We start from the raw sequence: 16659 nt of genomic DNA, 5'->3' as shown, positions 1-16659 counted from the left end.
CATGACCGCACTGTCGCCGCACCTTCGCCAGGCCACGCCCGTAGTGGCGGCCCGGGGCGAGGGCGTCCACCTCTACGGTGAGGACGGCCGCCGCTACCTCGACTTCACCGCCGGCATCGGCGTCACCAGCACCGGGCACTGCCACCCCAAGGTCGTGGCGGCGGCGCAGGAGCAGGTGGGCACGCTGATCCACGGCCAGTACACGACCGTCATGCACCAGCCGCTGCGCCGCCTGGTCGACAAGCTGGGCGAGGTGCTGCCGGCCGGCCTGGACAGCCTGTTCTTCACCAACTCCGGCAGCGAGGCCGTCGAGGCGGCACTGCGGCTGGCCCGCCAGGCCACCGGCCGGCCGAACGTCATCGTCTGCCACGGCGGATTCCACGGCCGTACCGTCGCCGCCGCCTCCATGACCACCTCCGGCATCCGCTTCCGGTCCGGGTTCTCACCGCTGATGAGCGGTGTGGTCGTCACCCCCTTCCCGACGGCCTTCCGCTACGGCTGGGACGAGGAGACCGCCACCCGCTTCGCCCTGAAGGAACTCGACTACACCCTCCAGACGATCTCGTCGCCCGCCGACACGGCCGCGATCATCGTCGAGCCGGTCCTCGGCGAGGGCGGCTACGTCCCCGCGAACCGCGCCTTCCTGGAAGGTTTGCGGGAGCGGGCGGACCGGCACGGCTTCCTGCTGATCCTCGACGAGGTGCAGACCGGCGTCGGCCGCACCGGCCGCTTCTGGGGCCACGACCACTTCGGCGTCACCCCCGACATCCTCGTCACCGCCAAGGGACTGGCCAGCGGCTTCCCCCTCTCCGGCATCGCCGCCTCCGAGGAACTGATGACGAAGGCCTGGCCCGGCTCGCAGGGCGGCACGTACGGCGCCAACGCCGTCGCCTGCGCCGCCGCCTGCGCGACGCTGGACGTCGTACGCGACGAGAAGCTCGTCGAGAACGCCGAGGCGATGGGCAAGCGGCTCCGCCAGGGCCTGGAGGCCGTGGCCGACCGGACCCCGGGCATCGGAGACGTCCGCGGCCTCGGCCTCATGCTCGCCACCGAGTTCGTCACCGAGGACGGCAGCCCCGACCCCGAGACCGCCGCCCGCGTGCAGCGCGCCGCGATCGACGAAGGCCTGCTCCTGCTGCTGTGCGGCGCCTCGAACCAGGTCGTCCGCATGATCCCCGCGCTCGTGATCGACGAGGCGGGCGTCGACGAGGGTCTCCAGGCGTGGGCGAACGCCGTGGAGGCCGGTACCTCGGGAGCGGCGGAGCGATGACGACAGCCACCCGCGACCTGGCGGGTCTGACGGACCGCATCGCCGAGATCGCTCCCGGCCTGCGGGTGGAGACCGGCCCGGGGGCCACGGGGCCTTACGCCTACGACGCCTCGAACTACCGTGTGCCGCCGCGGGCCGTGGCCTTCCCGCGCACCGCCGACGACGTGGTCACGGTGGTGCGGGCCTGCCGTGAGGCGGGCATCCCGGTCACGGCCCGGGGCGGCGGCACCAGCATGGCGGGCAATGCCGTCGGGCCGGGTGTGGTGCTGGATTTCTCCCGCTACATGAACCGGATCCTGGACATCGACGAGGAGGCGCGCACCGCGCGGATCGAGGCCGGTGTCGTCCTCGACGCGTTGCGCAGCGCGACCGCCCTGCACGGGCTCGACTTCGGTCCGGATCCGTCCTCGCACAGCCGCTGCACCCTCGGCGGCATGATCGGCAACGACGCGTGCGGCAACCGGTCGGTGCGCGACGGGCGGACCAGCGGCCACGTCGAGGCCCTGGAGATCGTGACGGCGGACGGCGTGCGGGCCGTCGCCGACCACTCCGGGCTGCGTGCCGCGGAGCCGGGCGACGCGGAGGCTGTGCGGCGCGTCGCCCGGCTCGAAGCCGGCCTCAGGCGGCTGGTCGAGGACAACCTGGCGCTGATCCGGACCGAGCTGGGCCGCATCCCGCGCCAGGTCTCCGGCTTCCAGCTGCATCACCTGCTGCCCGAGAACGGCTTCGACATGGCCCGCGCGCTCGTGGGCACCGAAGGCACCTGTGCGGTCGTCACCGCAGCGACGGTCCGCCTGGTGGCGACCGCACAGGCATCCACACTGCTCACGCTCGGCTACGAGGATGTGGTCGAGGCGGCCGAGGATGTGCCGGAGATCCTGCGCTTCGCGCCCAGCGCGGTCGAAGGCATGGACGAGGCGATCGTGGCCACCATGCGCGCCCGCCGCGGCCCGGACTCCGTCACCGGCCTGCCCGAGGGCCGCGCCTGGCTGTACGTCGAGCTGGAAGGCGATGACCAGGCAGCGGTCAACGCCCGCGCCGCTGAGCTGCTGGATGTGCTCAAGGCCCGCGGGCGGATGACCGGCGGCCGGGTCGTGGAGAGCCCGGCCGAACGGCGCTCGCTGTGGCGGGTGCGTGAGGACGGGGCCGGTCTGGCCGCCCGGCTGGTGGACGGCGGGGAGTCCTGGCCGGGCTGGGAGGACGCCGCCGTCGCGCCCGAGAACCTCGCCGCCTACCTGCGCGACTTCCGCAAGCTGCTGACCACCCACGACCTGACCGGCGTGCTGTATGGGCACTTCGGCGCGGGATGCGTCCACGTACGCATCGACTTCGACCCGGCCACCGAGGCCGGGCGGGCGGTCATGCGCCGCTTCCTGACCGAGGCCGCCGCGCTGGTCGTCGAGCACGGCGGCACGCTGTCCGGTGAGCACGGTGACGGGCGGGCGCGCAGCGAGCTGCTGAAGGTGATGTACAGCCACCGCATGATCGCCGCGTTCGCCGCGTTCAAGCAGGTCTTCGACCCCGACGGGCTGCTCAACCCCGGCGTGATCGTCGACCCGGCTCCCTTGGACGCCGACCTCGCGCTGCGGGAACTCCCACTGCTGGACACGACGTTCGGCTTCCCGCACGACGAGGACGGATTCGCGGGTGCCGTGCGCCGCTGCGTCGGTGTCGGCCGTTGCCGCAGCGATGCGGGCGGCGTGATGTGCCCGAGCTACCGGGCCACGGGCGAGGAGAACGCCTCCACCCGTGGCCGGGCCCGCATGCTCCAGGAGATGGTCCGCGGCGAGGCCGTCACCGACGGCTGGCGCTCGACCGAGGTCAAGGACGCCCTCGATCTGTGCCTGTCGTGCAAGGCCTGCTCCAGTGACTGTCCGGTCGGCGTCGACATGGCCACCTACAAGGCCGAGTTCCTCCACCAGCACTACAAGGGCCGCCTGCGCCCCCGCTCCCACTATTCACTGGGCTGGCTGCCCAGGACCTCCGCCCTGGCCGGATACGCCGCCCGGCCGATCAACGCACTGTTGCGCGGGCCGGCCGGGCGGCTGCTCGCCCGTCTCGGCGGCGTCACGACGAAGCGCAGGATCCCCGCCTTCGCCTCCCGCCGCGCCCTGCGCAAGACCCTGCGCGCCGCCAGAACCGCGGAGCAGGCGAAGGCCGTGCTCTTCGTCGACAGCTTCACCCGCGCCTTCCGTCCCGAGGTCGCGGGAGCCGCGAGCCGTGTGCTCGCCGACGCCGGTATCTCCTGCGCGCCGCAGGACGGACTGTGCTGCGGGCTGACCTGGGTCAGCACCGGACAGCTGAACGTCGCCCGCAAGATCATGGCCCGCACCGTCGACGCCCTCGACGACGGTGACGACCGGCCGATCATCGTGGCCGAGCCGAGCTGCGCCGCCGCACTGAAGCGTGACGTCCCCGAACTGCTCGGCACCGAGGCCGCCCAGCGCGTGGCGAGCCGCGTCCACACCTTCACCGGGGCCCTCACCGACCTCGCCGACCAGGACTGGAGCCCGCCGCCGCTGCCCGAGAACGTCGTGCTCCAGACCCACTGCCACGAGTACGCCACCTTCAAGGACCGACGCCCCGCCGACCTTCTGCGCCGCCTCGGCGTAGACAGCGTCGACGAGGCCGAGGGCTGCTGCGGACTCGCCGGCAACTTCGGCTTCGAGGCAGAGCACTACGACACCTCCATGGCTGTCGCCGATCTCGCCCTGAAACCCCGCATCGACAAGCTCGACGGCCGCCCCGTCGTGGCCGACGGCTTCAGCTGCGCCACCCAGATCGACCACCTCGCAGGCGACCGGGACATCCGCGCTCTGCACCTCGCGGAACTGCTCGACCCCGCCGCCGATCACACAGGAGAGACATCATGACCGAGGTACTGAACCAGTTGTTCATCGGCGGTGCCTGGGTGGACGCCGCGGACGGCACCACCATGCCCGTCGACGACCCCGCCACCGGCGAGATCCTCTGCCACGTCGCCGACGCGGGCCCCAAGGACGCCCGGCTCGCCGAGGAGGCCGCCGTCCAGGCCCAGGCCGAGTGGGCACGTACAGCACCCCGGGCCCGCAGCGAGATCCTGCGCCGCGCCTACGAGCTCATCATCGAGCGCACCGACGAACTCGCCCACCTGATGACGGCCGAGATGGGCAAGCCGCTCGCCGAGGCCAGGGGAGAGGTCGCCTACGCCGCCGAGTTCTTCCGCTGGTTCTCCGAGGAAGCCGTCCGCATCGACGGCGGCTGCGGCACCCTGCCCGACGGCCGCAACCGCATGCTGCTCTCCCGCCGCCCGGTCGGCCCCTGCCTGCTGATCACGCCGTGGAACTTCCCGCTGGCCATGGGCACCCGCAAGATCGGCCCGGCGATCGCGGCCGGCTGCACGATGATCCTCAAGCCGGCTCCGCAGACCCCGCTGTCCAGCCTCGCCCTGGCCGGGATCCTCAAGGAGGCCGGGCTGCCGGACGGTGTGCTGAACGTCGTCACCACCTCCCGCGCCGGAGAGGTCTGCGAACCCCTCCTGCGCGGCGGCCGGATCCGCAAGCTGTCCTTCACCGGCTCCACGGGTGTCGGCCGCATCCTGCTCGCCCAGTGCGCCGACACCGTCGTACGGACGTCGATGGAGCTGGGCGGCAACGCCCCGTTCATCGTCTTCGACGACGCCGACCTGGACGTGGCCGTGGACGGCGCGATGGTCGCCAAGATGCGCAACATGGGCGAGGCCTGCACCGCCGCGAACCGCTTCTTCGTGCACCGGTCGGTGGCCGAGGAGTTCGGCCGGCGGCTCGCCGAGCGGATGGGCGCGCTCGTGGTCGGCCCCGGCACCCGGGACGGTGTCGACGTCGGCCCGCTGATCGACGCCACCGGACGTGCCAAGGTCGCGGAGCTCGTCGCCGACGCCGTCGAGCGCGGTGCCCGCGTGCTCGTCGGCGGCCGTACGCCCGAAGGCCCGGGCTGCTTCTACCCGCCGACCGTGCTCGCCGACGTCGACCCCGGCAGCCGTCTGATGGACACGGAGATCTTCGGCCCCGTCGCGGCGATCCTCACCTTCGACGACGAGGACGAGGTCCTGCGCCGGGCGAACGACACGCCCTGGGGTCTGGTCGGTTACGTCTTCACCCAGGGTCTGGACCGCGGGCTGCGCGTCAGCGAGAGTCTGGAGGTGGGCATGGTGGGCCTGAACACCGGCCTCGTCTCCAACCCGGCCGCGCCGTTCGGCGGGGTCAAGCAGTCCGGCCTCGGCCGTGAGGGCGGCCGGGTCGGGATCGACGAGTTCCTTGAGTACCAGTACCTCGCGGTGCCCGTGCGATGACGGCGTCTCCGCCCTGAGGCACGCCCCATCGCGCATCGCGCGGGAAGCCCCCGCGTACCCGGCCCGTTCCCCCCGGGCCGCACGCGGGTCGCCCCGTGCCCGGCCTCCCCCCCGGCCCGGGCACGGGGCCCACAGCCGACACGCCCGGCGCACGGGCGGCCCCATGACATCGGAGAAGAGCACCATGGCGAGTCCCACCCCTGGCCAGGACGATTTCTGGGAGCACGTCCGCGCGGCCTACCCGGAGCAGCAGCCCCTGCTCAACCTGAACAACGCGGCGGTCAGCCCGCCGCCCCTGGTGGTCGAGCAGGCGACGGTCGACGCCTACCGGCTGGTCAACCGGAACCCCGACCGCAACATGTGGAGCAACCTCGACCTCGCGCTCCCCGAGGCCAAGGCGGAACTCGCCGAGCTGATCGACTGCGACCCCGGCGAGATCGCGCTGAACCGGAACTCCACCGAGGGCCTGTGCACGGCGATCTTCGGTATCCCGCTGGCCGCCGGCGACCAGGTCGTGATCTCGCACTGGGACTACCCGAGCGTGCGCGCCGCCTGGTTCCAGCGGCAGGAACGCGAGGGCATCGAGGTCGTCACCGCCGACTACGACCTCATGGACAGCGACGACGAGATCGTCGAGGCGTACGCGGCGGTCCTGACACCGCGCACCCGTGTCCTTCAGATCACCCACATGTCCCACTGGACGGGACGTGTCGTGCCGGCGAAGCGGCTGTGCCGGCTGGCGAAGGACAACGGGACGCTCACCGTGGTGGACGGCGCCCAGACCTTCGCACAGATGCCGGTGAGCTTCCGTGACCTGGACTGCGACTTCTTCATCACCAGTCTGCACAAGTGGATGGGCGCGCCGGTCGGCAACGGCATGCTGGTCGTCAGGGAGGGAGTCATCGACCGCACCTGGCCCCTGCTGGCCCCCTTCGATCCGCCGCCGTTGCGCGTCGACAAGTTCGACCACTGGAACCTCGGCACGTACAACTCGGCCCTGCAGGCCGGCATCCTGCCGGCGGCGCGCTTCCACCGGGAGATCGGGGCCCGGGCCGTCCACGCGCGCGTACGGGAGCTGACCCGGTACTGGGTGGAGCGCGCCGCCGCGATCCCCGGGTTCAGGCTGCACACGCCGCTGGACACGGAGACCCTGGGCGCGGTCAGCCTCTTCTCCGTCGACGGCCTGGACGCCAGAGCCGTGGAACAGGAGCTCCGGGACGCGCACCGGGTGCATGTGAAGTACCGGGAGGTACGGCACCTGAGCGGCATGCGGGTGTCGCCCCACATCTACCTGCGTGAGAGCGAGCTCGACCGCTTCGTGGACGCTCTCGCGGAGGTGGTGGACAAGCAGAGCGCGGGCCGCTCCTGACGCGCGAACGCGTCACGCCCCCTGCCGCCGTCGGCAGCAGGGGGCGCTGTCATGCGTGCCGGGCCGTCACGCGCCCAGTCGGCGGTCGCTGATGCCGGACGCCGTGTCGGCGACCAGGCGGCCCCACTCGGGCAGCCGGTCGGCGTCGTAGCGGGAGTCGGGCATGGAGACGGCCACGGAGGCGAGCGGTGTGCCGTTCTCGTCGAGGACGGGTGCGGCGATCGCGCAGACATCGGGGCGGTACTGGTTGCGGTTGACGGCGTAGCCGTCCGTGCGCACCCGCTTCAGCTCGGCGCGCAGCTCGGCCGGGTCGACCGTCGTCGCGTCGCTGTAGCGCTCCAGCCTCTGGGCGACCAGTTCGTCCACGTCGGCGGGTGGCAGATGGGCCAGGATCGCGCGCCCGGTGGCGGTGGCGTGCAGGGGCGAGGTGTCGCCGATCGCGTAGTACGTCCGCACCGCGTGAGCGCAGTCCACCCGGTCGACGACGACCATGCACTGCAAGGCGTCCGGCACCGACAGGTGGATCGTCTCGTTCAGCGCGTCCCGCAGCCGGATCATGGGCTCCCTCGCCGCCGCGAACAGACTCGAGCCCTGAAGCGCCGCCGGACGTACGGCGAGCACCCGGGCGCCGATCTCCCAGCGGGTGGTGTCCTGGCGGTTCGCCCGCAGCCATCCCGCCTCGTTCAGGCTGACCAGCGTGCGCTGCACCGTCGACTTGGGCAGGCCGAAGAGCTTCGTCAACTCGCCCACCGTCACGGGCTGGTGGTGGGCGACCGCCTCCAGGATGCGCAGCGACCTGGTCACGCTCTTCATTTCCATCGGGGCCCCGTCAGTGTTCGTTCGTCGGTTTCAGCCTCTTGACTCCTTCCCGGAGTCGAGGAGATGATCGTGCCGGATTCTAGCATGGCGTTCCACAATACGGCACGCGTGCGGGATCCCCCCGCGGTGATGGACGGTGGTAGCGCCCTGACTGCGCTTGCCCCCGCGGGGCAGCCCCCTGCGCCCGGCCGTTCCCCGGCCGGGCGCAGGGCGGCGGCTGCCGCCCGACGTGAGAAAGGGACCGGCCCCCACGCTGATGCGTGAGGGCCGGCCCCTTGTCGGAGGTGCTTGTTCAGGCGCCCATGCGGCGCCCCGTGATCTCCGCGGCGGCGTCGGCGACCAGGCGGCCCCACTCGGGCAGCCGGTCCGCGTCGTAGCGCGAGTCGGGCATGGAGATGGCCACGGTGGCCAGTGGCGTGCCCTCCTCGTCGAGGACGGGCGCGGCGATCGCGCAGACGTCCGGCCGGTACTGGTTGCGGTTGACCGCGTATCCGTCGATGCGGATCCGGTCCAGCTCGGCGCGCAGTTCGTCCGGGTCGGTGGGCGTCGTGTCGCTGTAGCGCTCCAGTCCCTGCGCGATGAGCTCCTCGACGTCCTGCTTCGGCAGATGGGCCAGGACGGCGCGTCCGGTCGCGGTGGCGTGCAGGGGCGAGGTGTCGCCGACGGTGTGGAACGTCCGTACGGCGTGAGTGCAGTCCACGCGGTCGACGACGACCATGCACTGCAGGGCGTCCGGCACCGACAGGTGGATCGTCTCGTTCACCGTGTCCCTCAGGCGGACCATGGGCTCGCGCGCTGCGGCGAACAGGCTGGACCCCTGGAGCGCGGCGGGCCGTACGGCCAGGACGCGGGCGCCGATCTCCCAGCGGGTGGTGTCCTTGCGGCTGGCCCGCAGCCAGCCGGCCTCGGCCAGCGTGACCAGGGTGCGCTGCACGGTCGACTTCGGAAGGCCGAAGAGCTTCGTCAGTTCCCCCACGGTGACCGGCTGATGCTGGGCGACCGCCTCCAGGATGCGCAGCGACCTGGTGACGCTCTTCATTTCCATCCGGTTTCCCCCTGTTAATCCTCAGATTCCCTCGCGGACACCTCTTGACTCCCCTGGATGCCGCTGTCATTCTCTGTGCCAGATACTAGCACAGCATTCCACAATGTGGCACGGCTCGCCGGAAGATCCCGAGGACGCAGCCGGAATTCCGAGACAGGGCGTTCGTGAGCCGAGGTCCCCCGAAGGACCCGCCCCCTCCGCCCGAAACCACCTCGAATCGAACAGCCTCACGCAGGGGCTCAGCATGCGCCCCGGCGATACGAAAGGAAAGCCCCGTGTCAGCTGCCAGGAAGCGAGTCGCCGTCGTCGGCGTGGGAACCATGGGCAGCCAGGCCGCCTGGCGTCTCGCGGCCCGTGGTGCGGAGGTCGTCGCCTACGACCGCTTCGCCCCCGGCCACGACCGCAGCGCCGCCGGCGGCGAAACCCGCATCTTCCGCAGCGCGCACTTCGAGGACTCCCGGTACGTCCCGCTCCTCAAGCACGCCGACACCCTGTGGGGGCAGCTCCAGCAGGAGACCGGCCGCGAGCTGCGGCGCCTGACCGGATGCCTGCTGATGGGGTCCACCGAGCACCAGCAGATGGCCACGGTCCTGGAGTCCATCGCCGAGCACGGCCTCGACCACGAGGTGCTCGACGCCGAGGCCATGGCCAAGCGCTTCCCGCAGTACCGGCTGGAGGACGGCGACGCGGCCGTGCTCGACCGCCGCGCCGGCTTCATCAGGCCCGAGCTGACCGTCCAGACCGCGGCCCGGCGCGCCGAGCAGCTGGGTGCCCGTATCGAGCGCTACACGCCGGTGCGTGAGATCACTCCGGCAGGCGGCGGGGTGGAGGTACGCACCGACGCCGGCAGCGAGCACTTCGACGCGGTCGTCGTCACCGTCGGCCCCTGGGTGAACGACCTGCTTCCCGACCTGCCGTGGGAAGTGGACATCCGCCGCCTGATCAGCGCCTGGTACGTCCCCACCACCGACGCCTGGTTCGGCGAGGAGCGCCCCGCGTTCATCCGCACCACCCCCACGCACTGCTACGGACTGCCCTCCCCGGACGGCGTCTCCGTCAAGCTCGGACTGTCCCGCGCGCTGCACGAGCCCGCCGGCGACCCCAACGCGCTGGACCGCACCGTCCAGCCGGAGGAGCTGGACATCTTCACCGAGCAGATCCGCCGCCACCTGCCGGACCTGCACCCGGACCCGACCCGCCTGGCCGTCTACATGGAGGGCTACACCGAGAGCAGCCGCCCGCTGATCGGCCCGCTGCCCGGCGCCGACAACGTCGTACTGCTCGCGGGCTTCTCCGGCCACGGCTTCAAGCTCTCGCCCGCCTTCGGGGACGTCGCCGCCGACCTGGCGCTGGACGGCACCTCCTCCCAGCCCATCGACTTCATCAGCACGCTCGGCCGCATCACCGCCTGAATGAGGAACGACATGACACTGACCGTAGGCCCGCTCCGGGCCGAGCCGGGCCGCAAGACCCGCGGGGTGATCCCCGTGGACCTCGGACTCACGACCGTCGAGATCCCCCTCGTCCTCGTCAACGGCTCCCGCCCCGGGCCCCGGGTCGTCATCACCGGCGGCGTCCACGGCGGCGAGTTCGTCGGCATCGACGCGGCCACCCGCCTGGCCGGGTTCCTGGAGCCGGACGACGTCACCGGCCAGGTGGTGATCTGCCCCGTGGCCAACCCGCCGGCCGTGTACGACGGCCGCCTGGGCAAGTCCCCGCTGGACGACGTCAACATCAACCGCGTCTTCCCCGGTGACCCCGCCGGAGGGCCCACCGAGCGGCTGGCGGCCTGGCTGTTCGAGCACGTCATCTCCGGCGCCGACGCCTACGCGGACCTGCACAGCGGCGGCATCGACGAGACCCTGCTGGACTTCGTCGGCTACCGCCTGACCTCCGACGCGGAACTCGACGCCAGGACGCGGGCCATGGCCCACGCCGTCGGCCACGAACGGGTACTGTTCGGCCGCAACGCCGAAGGCGGCAACAGCCACGCCGCGGCCGCCCGGCAGGGCATCCCCGCCATCCTCATCGAGACCGGCCAGCTCGGCGAACGCGACCCCGCCCAGGCACGGGCCCTGCTCGACGGCCTGTACCGGCTGCTGCACCACCTCGGCGTCATCGACGCGCCGCAGCACGTCGCACCGGTGACCGCGCAGCCGCGCGACTGGGTCTGGACCGGCTCCGTCGTCTCACCGGCCACCGGCCTGTGGTACCCGGACGCCGCGACCGGCGACGAGGTGACCGCGGGCCAGCCCGTCGGCCGCGTCATCGACCCGGCCGACGGCAGCGAACACAAGGTCACCGCCACCGCCACCGGACAGATCCTCTACGGCATGAACGGGCTCACCGTCGCCCCCGGCGCCGAACTCGCCGCCATCGCGGTGCCGCACGACTGACCGGCACCGCCCACAGACCCGCCCCCCGAACCACCACTCCCCTCGAACAGCTGGTCCCCACGCGCCATTTCAGGAGATTTGTCATGAGTGATCCCATGATCGGCCGCAGAGCGCTCCTGCGCGGAGCAGGCGGCCTCGCCGCCCTCGCCGCCGTGCCCTCCCTCGCCGCCTGCGGCACCGGCACCAGCCGGGCCTCGTCCGGCAGCGCCAAGAGCGGCGGCAAGTCGGTGGTCGTCCGCGACAGCGGAGGCACCTTCGGGGAGGCCCTCCAGAAGGCGGTCTACACGCCGTTCACCCGAGAGACCGGCATCAATGTCCAGGTCGTCAACCTCCAGGGCACCCAGATGCTGGCCCAGATCAAGCAGGGCCGCCCCCAGTTCGACCTCATCAACAACTCGATGATGGACCACATCAAGTTCGCCGGCCAGGACGCCCTGGAGACGCTGGACCCCGACCGGATCAAGAGCCTCAAGAGCGCCAAGATCCCGCAGAACCAGATCACCGACCATGCCGTCGGCAACAGCTTCTACGGCCAGTGCATGGCGTACCGCACCGACGCCTTCGGCGGCCGCAAGCCGGAGTCATGGGCGGACTTCTGGGACACCAAGGCGTTCAAGGGCAGCCGTTCGATGTGCAACCCGGACGCCGACCTGCCCGAGCTGGAGTTCGCGCTGCTGGCCGACGGCGTCCCGATGGACAAGCTGTACCCGCTCGACCTGGACCGCGCCTTCAAGGTGATGACCCGGCTGCGGTCCGACATCAAGAAGTTCTGGGACAGCGGCCCGCTCCCCGGTGTGCTCCTCAGCCGCCAGGAAGTGACGATGTCCACCGTCTGGGACGGCCGGATCGCCGACCTGGAGAAGCAGGGCGTCCCGGTCGCACGGCAGCTCAACGGCATGCGTCGCCAGTTCCAGGGCTACGGCATCGCCAAGGGCGCCGCCCATGTGGACGCCGCTTACCAGCTCATGGACTACGCGCTGCGTCCCGAGGTCCAGGCCGCCCTGGCCAAGGCCTTCCCGTCGAACCCGTCGTCACCGGTGGCCTACGAGAAGCTCACCTCCGAGGAGCGCAACGCACTCGCCGGTGCGCCGCAGTACTACGACAAGGGTTTCGACCTGGACGTCGACTGGTGGCTCAAGAACGAAACCGCCGTCACCAAGCGCTGGTTGGAGTGGGCTCGTGGCTGAATTCGGTGTCGTCACACCGTCCGTCGAGGTGGCCGGTGGCAAGCTGCCCACCGCGACCGGCAAACCGCTGTCGGTGGTGGCTCTGCGCAAGACGTACGGGGACGTCGTCGCCGTCGACGAGGCGTCCATGGAGATCGCCGCCGGCGAGTTCGTCACCTTCCTCGGCGCCTCCGGGTCGGGCAAGACCACGACCCTCATGATGATCGCCGGGTTCTGCGAACCCGACTCCGGCACCATCACCGTCGGGGACCGCGACGTCACCCGGCTCGCTCCGCAGAAGCGCAACCTCGGCTTCGTGTTCCAGCAGTACCTGCTCTTCCCGCACATGACGGTCAGCGAGAACGTCGCCTTCCCGCTCACCCTGCGCGGAGTGCCGAAGAACGAGATCCGCAGGCGGGTGGGGGAGACCCTGGAGATCGCCGGCCTGTCCGGCTTCGGCGGCCGCCGCCCCCGCGAACTGTCCGGCGGACAGCAGCAGCGCGTCGCCCTCTGCCGCGCGCTGGTCTACCGGCCGCCGGTGATCCTCATGGACGAGCCGCTCGGCGCCCTGGACAAGAAGCTGCGCGACCAGCTCCAGATCGAGATCAAGGCCATCCAGCAGGAACTCGGCCTGACTGTCATCTATGTGACGCACGATCAGGAGGAGGCACTGGTCCTCTCGGACCGGATCGCGGTCATGCGCAACGGCCTGATCGAGCAGTTCGACACGCCGCGCGAGTTGTTCGAGCGCCCGAGAACCCCGTTCGTCGCGGACTTCCTCGGTGCGGCGAACTTCCTGCCCGGCCGCGTGCTGCAGAGCACCGATGAACACACCGTGGTCCGCCTCGACCAGTCCGGCGGCCTGCTGAAGGCACGACGCCACGAGCTGGCCTCCGGCACCCCGGTCCAGGTCGCCGTCCAGCCGGGCCGGCTGCGCGCCTGCGCCCCGGACGACGGTTTCTGTACCGGCACGGTCGAGACCGCCACGTATGTCGGCACGCTGGTCCGCGCCGGCGTACGCATCGAGGGCGGTGACGCGCCGTTGCTGCGTCTCGAAGTACCGGCCGGCCGCGGGCCCGTCGGCGGCGAGCGGGTCGGCATCACCGTCGACCCCGACGACGTCAACCTCTTCCCCGTAGAACAGGGCGGGTGAGCCATGGCCGCCACCCTGACCGCCAACGCCCCCGCCCGTCCGCGCAAGCTGCTGGCCTCCCGCAGAACAAGAATCGGCATCCTCTACGCGCTGCCGGTCGTCGTCTATCTGCTGGTGCTGTTCGTCTACCCGATCCTCAGCACGCTCTTCCTCAGCCTGAAGAACACCGACGGCTCGCTCACCCTGCACTGGTACGCCGAGGCGCTGACGGGCGTCAACCTCTCGGTCCTGTTCACCACGCTGCGGATCTCCGCGGAGACGGCGCTGTTCAGTCTCGTCTTCGGGTTCATCCTGGCCAACGCGATCTCCCGGCTCAAGCCCCTGTGGGCCGGTGTGGCCATGCTGATCGTGGTCGTCCCGCACTTCATCAGCGCCCTGGTCCGCACGTACGGCTGGATCATCCTGCTCGGCGACAAGGGCCTGGTGAACCAGGCCATGGCCGACCTGTGGATCCCCGGCGCGCCCTACCAACTGCTCTACAACGAGATCGGCGTGGTCATCGGCACCACCTCCGTGATGCTGCCCTACACGGTGCTGCTGCTGTACGGCGTGATGCGCGGCGTGGACCGCCGCCTGCTCGCCGCCGCGGCCAGCATGGGCGCCGGGCGCGTGACCATCTTCCGCCGGGTCTACCTGCCGCTGGTCGCCCCTGGCCTGGCCAGTGCCGGACTGCTCAGCTTCATCCTCTCGCTGGGCTACTACATCACCCCCGCCCTGATGGGCGGCCCGCAGCAGACGATGATCGCCTCCCTCATCAACCAGCAAGTGATGAAACAGAACCAGTGGAACGGCGCGGCCGCCGAGGGCGTGATCCTGCTGCTGCTCACCTTCGCCGGGCTGCTGCTGGTCAAGCTCATCACCTCCCTCGGCGCGAGCCGGAAGAAGAGGAGCGCGTCATGATGGAGCTGCGCAGAACCCTCGCCGGGCGGGTCACCCTGACCGCGGTCGCCACCGTCATCCTGCTGTTCCTGGCGCTGCCGATCATCGTCATCATCGTCACCTCCTTCAGCAACAACGCCTTCGCCGCGTTCCCGCCCAAAGCGTGGACGCTCAACTGGTACACGTCGCTGTTCGCCGACGGCAGCAAGTGGCCGGCCGCCTTGTCGCTGAGCGCCCTGGTCGCCTGCCTCAGCACCGTGTTCTCGCTGGTCATCGGCGTGACCGCGGCGACCGCGCTGACCCGCAGCGAACTGCCGCTGCGCTCCGCGGTCTACGCCCTGGTCCTCGGACCGCTGCTCATCCCGCAGATCGTCACCGCCCTGGGCCTGTTCCTGCTGTTCGAGCCGGCCTCGATGCTGGGCAGCCCGCTCGCCATCGCCCTCGGACACACCGTGCTGGCCTCACCGATCGCGGTACTGATCCTGGTGGCGACCCTGCGCGGGATCGACGAACGGCTGGAGGACGCCGCAGCGAGCATGGGCGCCGGCCGGCTGACCATCGCCCGGCGGATCACCTTCCCCCTGGCCGCCCCCGGCATGATCGCCGCGGCGATCTTCTCCTTCATCACCAGTTTCGACGAGTTCTACATCTCCCAGTTCCTGTCCTCGGTCGACACCGTCACCCTGCCGGTGCAGATCTACAACTCCCTGACCTTCGACATCGACCCCAGCGTGACCGCGATCAGCGCGCTGCTCATCGCAGGCGCGATCCTCGCCCTCGCCCTCGTGGCCCTGGTGCGCTGGCTCGGCTCCGGACGGCAGGACTCCCTGCTGTCGGTCGAGAACACGGCAGGGATCGCCGCCCCCGGAGGTGAGGCCGTATGACCGCCACCGCTCAGCGGCACCTGCTGCTGAACATGACCGCCAACGGATCGCTCGCCAAGCCCGGCAAGGAACTGTTCGTCGTGCGCCACGGCGAGGGCCCCTACGTCGACGACACGGCCGGCAACCGCTTCATCGACGGCCTGTCGGGGCTGTACTGCTGCCAGATCGGCTACTCCTACGCCGACGAGATCGCCGAAGCGGCCCAGAAGCAACTGCGTGAACTCTGCTACAGCCCCCTGTGGTCGGATTCCGCGCACCCCACCGGCCTGGCTCTCGCGGAGCGTCTGGCCGCCCTGGCCCCCGACGGCATCGAGCACGTCTTCTTCAGCGGCGGCGGCGCCGAGGCCGTGGAGACCGCCTGGAAGATCGCCCGCAGGTACCACACCCTGCGCGGCGAGGCGGGCCGCATCAAGGCCATCTCCCGGCGCGGCGCCTACCACGGCCTGACCCTCGGGGCACTGTCCTTCACCGACGACCCCGGGCTCACCGAGCCCTACGGGCCACCGGCCGTGGAGACCCACTTCGTCGCCAACACCAGCCGCACGGCTCTGGAACAGCCCCTCGACGAGGCGGCGTTCACCGCATACCTGCTCGCGGACGTCGAAGCCACGGTTCTCGCGGCCGGAGCGGACAGCGTCGCGATGCTCATCGCCGAACCGGTGCAGAACCGGGGCGGCTGCATCACCCCGCCCGAGGGCTACTGGCAGGGCCTGCGCCGACTGGCCGACCAGTACGGCTTCCTCCTGGTCGCCGACGAGGTCATCACCGCCTTCGGCCGACTGGGGGAGTGGTTCGGCGGCGAGTGCTACGGCGCCCGCCCGGACATCGTCACCGTCGCCAAGGGCATCACCGCCGGCTACGCCCCGATGGGCGCGACCCTGGTCTCGGACCGCGTCGCCGAGGTGATCAACCGGCCCGGCCAGGTCCTCAACCACGGCTACACCTTCAGCGGCCACCCGCTGAGCGCGGCCATCGCCCTGCGCAGCCTGGAGATCATGGAGCGGGACCGGATCCTGGAGAACGTCCGCGCCCACCAAGGCCACCTGGCCCGGCGCATGGCCTCCCTGGGCGACCTGCCGATCGTCGGCGACGTCCGCGGCGCCGGATTCTTCTACGCCCTCGAACTCGTCGGCGACGTCGACGACGGCGGCTTCAGCGACACCGCGCGCGCCGCTCTCGTCGCCGACCTGATCCCGCGCCGGCTGCGCGAGGCCGGGCTGCTCGCCCGGGTCTACAACCGCGCCGCCCCACTGGTCCAGATCGCGCCCCCGCTGATCAGCGACCGCGCACTGCTGGACCGCATCGCCGACATCATCGCGGACACCCTCGACGAGGCCTCCGCCCGCCTGTGACCCATGTTCTGGAAAGG

The 16659-nt window shown here is 71.1% G+C and carries 13 protein-coding genes; 11 read left to right on the top strand and 2 right to left on the bottom strand.

What is annotated here, in order from left to right; translation table 11 throughout:
• Window position 1 precedes the first annotated feature (1 nt).
• From CEB94_RS03740 to CEB94_RS03725, 4 genes are all read left to right on the top strand, one after another.
• Window positions 2-1270, top strand: coding sequence for an aspartate aminotransferase family protein (locus tag CEB94_RS03740; RefSeq protein ID WP_175430803.1), 1269 nt, complete (start codon window positions 2-4; stop codon window positions 1268-1270).
• Window positions 1267-4143, top strand: a complete 2877-nt coding sequence (locus tag CEB94_RS03735) for an FAD-binding and (Fe-S)-binding domain-containing protein (RefSeq protein WP_175430802.1) — start codon at window positions 1267-1269, stop codon at window positions 4141-4143. The genes CEB94_RS03740 and CEB94_RS03735 overlap by 4 nt, the downstream gene beginning before the upstream one ends.
• On the top strand, window positions 4140-5579 hold the full coding sequence (locus tag CEB94_RS03730; protein WP_175430801.1) for an NAD-dependent succinate-semialdehyde dehydrogenase: 1440 nt from the start codon (window positions 4140-4142) through the stop codon (window positions 5577-5579). Before CEB94_RS03735 ends, CEB94_RS03730 begins: the two co-directional genes overlap by 4 nt.
• Before the next feature lie 184 nt (window positions 5580-5763).
• Entirely contained in the window at window positions 5764-6948 is a 1185-nt protein-coding gene (locus CEB94_RS03725; RefSeq protein WP_175430800.1) for an aminotransferase class V-fold PLP-dependent enzyme, read from the top strand.
• A gap of 66 nt (window positions 6949-7014) precedes the next feature.
• Here CEB94_RS03725 and CEB94_RS03720 read toward each other — a convergent pair whose 3' ends face one another.
• A complete protein-coding gene (locus CEB94_RS03720) occupies window positions 7015-7761 on the bottom strand; it encodes an IclR family transcriptional regulator (RefSeq protein WP_175436874.1) in 747 nt (248 codons plus the stop codon).
• A 298-nt stretch (window positions 7762-8059) separates the two neighbouring features.
• Complete coding sequence (locus CEB94_RS03715) at window positions 8060-8806, bottom strand: IclR family transcriptional regulator (RefSeq protein WP_175436873.1); 747 nt, start codon at window positions 8804-8806, stop codon at window positions 8060-8062.
• Between the two features lie 281 nt (window positions 8807-9087).
• Between CEB94_RS03715 and solA the strand changes: the two genes are divergently transcribed.
• The 7 genes from solA (at window position 9088) to CEB94_RS03680 (ending at window position 16642) form a co-directional block, all read left to right on the top strand.
• Entirely contained in the window at window positions 9088-10224 is a 1137-nt protein-coding gene (gene solA / locus CEB94_RS03710; RefSeq protein ID WP_175430799.1) for an N-methyl-L-tryptophan oxidase, read from the top strand.
• Window positions 10225-10236: 12 nt separating this feature from the next.
• Window positions 10237-11208: a succinylglutamate desuccinylase/aspartoacylase family protein gene (locus CEB94_RS03705; protein ID WP_246111699.1), complete on the top strand. Its 972-nt coding sequence runs from the start codon at window positions 10237-10239 to the stop codon at window positions 11206-11208.
• 83 nt (window positions 11209-11291) lie between these two features.
• Window positions 11292-12395 carry an ABC transporter substrate-binding protein gene (locus CEB94_RS03700; RefSeq protein WP_175430797.1) on the top strand — a complete coding sequence of 368 codons (1104 nt, stop codon included), beginning with the start codon at window positions 11292-11294 and terminating at the stop codon, window positions 12393-12395.
• Window positions 12388-13527 (top strand): ABC transporter ATP-binding protein, encoded by a 1140-nt coding sequence (locus tag CEB94_RS03695; RefSeq protein ID WP_175430796.1) that lies wholly within the window; start codon window positions 12388-12390, stop codon window positions 13525-13527. The genes CEB94_RS03700 and CEB94_RS03695 overlap by 8 nt, the downstream gene beginning before the upstream one ends.
• 3 nt (window positions 13528-13530) lie before the next feature.
• A complete protein-coding gene (locus tag CEB94_RS03690; protein WP_175430795.1) occupies window positions 13531-14427 on the top strand; it encodes an ABC transporter permease in 897 nt (298 codons plus the stop codon).
• Window positions 14424-15290, top strand: coding sequence for an ABC transporter permease (locus CEB94_RS03685; protein ID WP_175430794.1), 867 nt, complete (start codon window positions 14424-14426; stop codon window positions 15288-15290). Before CEB94_RS03690 ends, CEB94_RS03685 begins: the two co-directional genes overlap by 4 nt.
• Window positions 15287-16642 (top strand): aminotransferase class III-fold pyridoxal phosphate-dependent enzyme, encoded by a 1356-nt coding sequence (locus CEB94_RS03680; RefSeq protein ID WP_175430793.1) that lies wholly within the window; start codon window positions 15287-15289, stop codon window positions 16640-16642. The genes CEB94_RS03685 and CEB94_RS03680 overlap by 4 nt, the downstream gene beginning before the upstream one ends.
• The last annotated feature ends 17 nt before the right edge of the window (window positions 16643-16659 follow it).

It is taken from the genome of Streptomyces hawaiiensis (assembly GCF_004803895.1).
GTDB classification, from domain to species: domain Bacteria; phylum Actinomycetota; class Actinomycetes; order Streptomycetales; family Streptomycetaceae; genus Streptomyces; species Streptomyces hawaiiensis.
The sequence above is the reverse complement of the archived record's forward strand: the minus strand, read 5'-3'. Positions and strand labels throughout refer to the sequence as shown.

Excerpts from the sequence above, each read along its gene's own strand:
- CEB94_RS03740 (WP_175430803.1), top strand. The coding sequence starts at position 2 with ATGACCGCACTGTCGCCGCACCTTCGCCAGGCCACGCCCGTAGTGGCG.
- CEB94_RS03735 (WP_175430802.1), top strand. The coding sequence starts at position 1,267 with ATGACGACAGCCACCCGCGACCTGGCGGGTCTGACGGACCGCATCGCC.
- CEB94_RS03730 (WP_175430801.1), top strand. The coding sequence starts at position 4,140 with ATGACCGAGGTACTGAACCAGTTGTTCATCGGCGGTGCCTGGGTGGAC.
- CEB94_RS03725 (WP_175430800.1), top strand. The coding sequence starts at position 5,764 with ATGGCGAGTCCCACCCCTGGCCAGGACGATTTCTGGGAGCACGTCCGC.
- CEB94_RS03720 (WP_175436874.1), bottom strand. The coding sequence starts at position 7,761 with ATGAAGAGCGTGACCAGGTCGCTGCGCATCCTGGAGGCGGTCGCCCAC.
- CEB94_RS03715 (WP_175436873.1), bottom strand. The coding sequence starts at position 8,806 with ATGAAGAGCGTCACCAGGTCGCTGCGCATCCTGGAGGCGGTCGCCCAG.
- CEB94_RS03705 (WP_246111699.1), top strand. The coding sequence starts at position 10,237 with ATGACACTGACCGTAGGCCCGCTCCGGGCCGAGCCGGGCCGCAAGACC.
- CEB94_RS03700 (WP_175430797.1), top strand. The coding sequence starts at position 11,292 with ATGAGTGATCCCATGATCGGCCGCAGAGCGCTCCTGCGCGGAGCAGGC.
- CEB94_RS03690 (WP_175430795.1), top strand. The coding sequence starts at position 13,531 with ATGGCCGCCACCCTGACCGCCAACGCCCCCGCCCGTCCGCGCAAGCTG.
- CEB94_RS03685 (WP_175430794.1), top strand. The coding sequence starts at position 14,424 with ATGATGGAGCTGCGCAGAACCCTCGCCGGGCGGGTCACCCTGACCGCG.
- CEB94_RS03680 (WP_175430793.1), top strand. The coding sequence starts at position 15,287 with ATGACCGCCACCGCTCAGCGGCACCTGCTGCTGAACATGACCGCCAAC.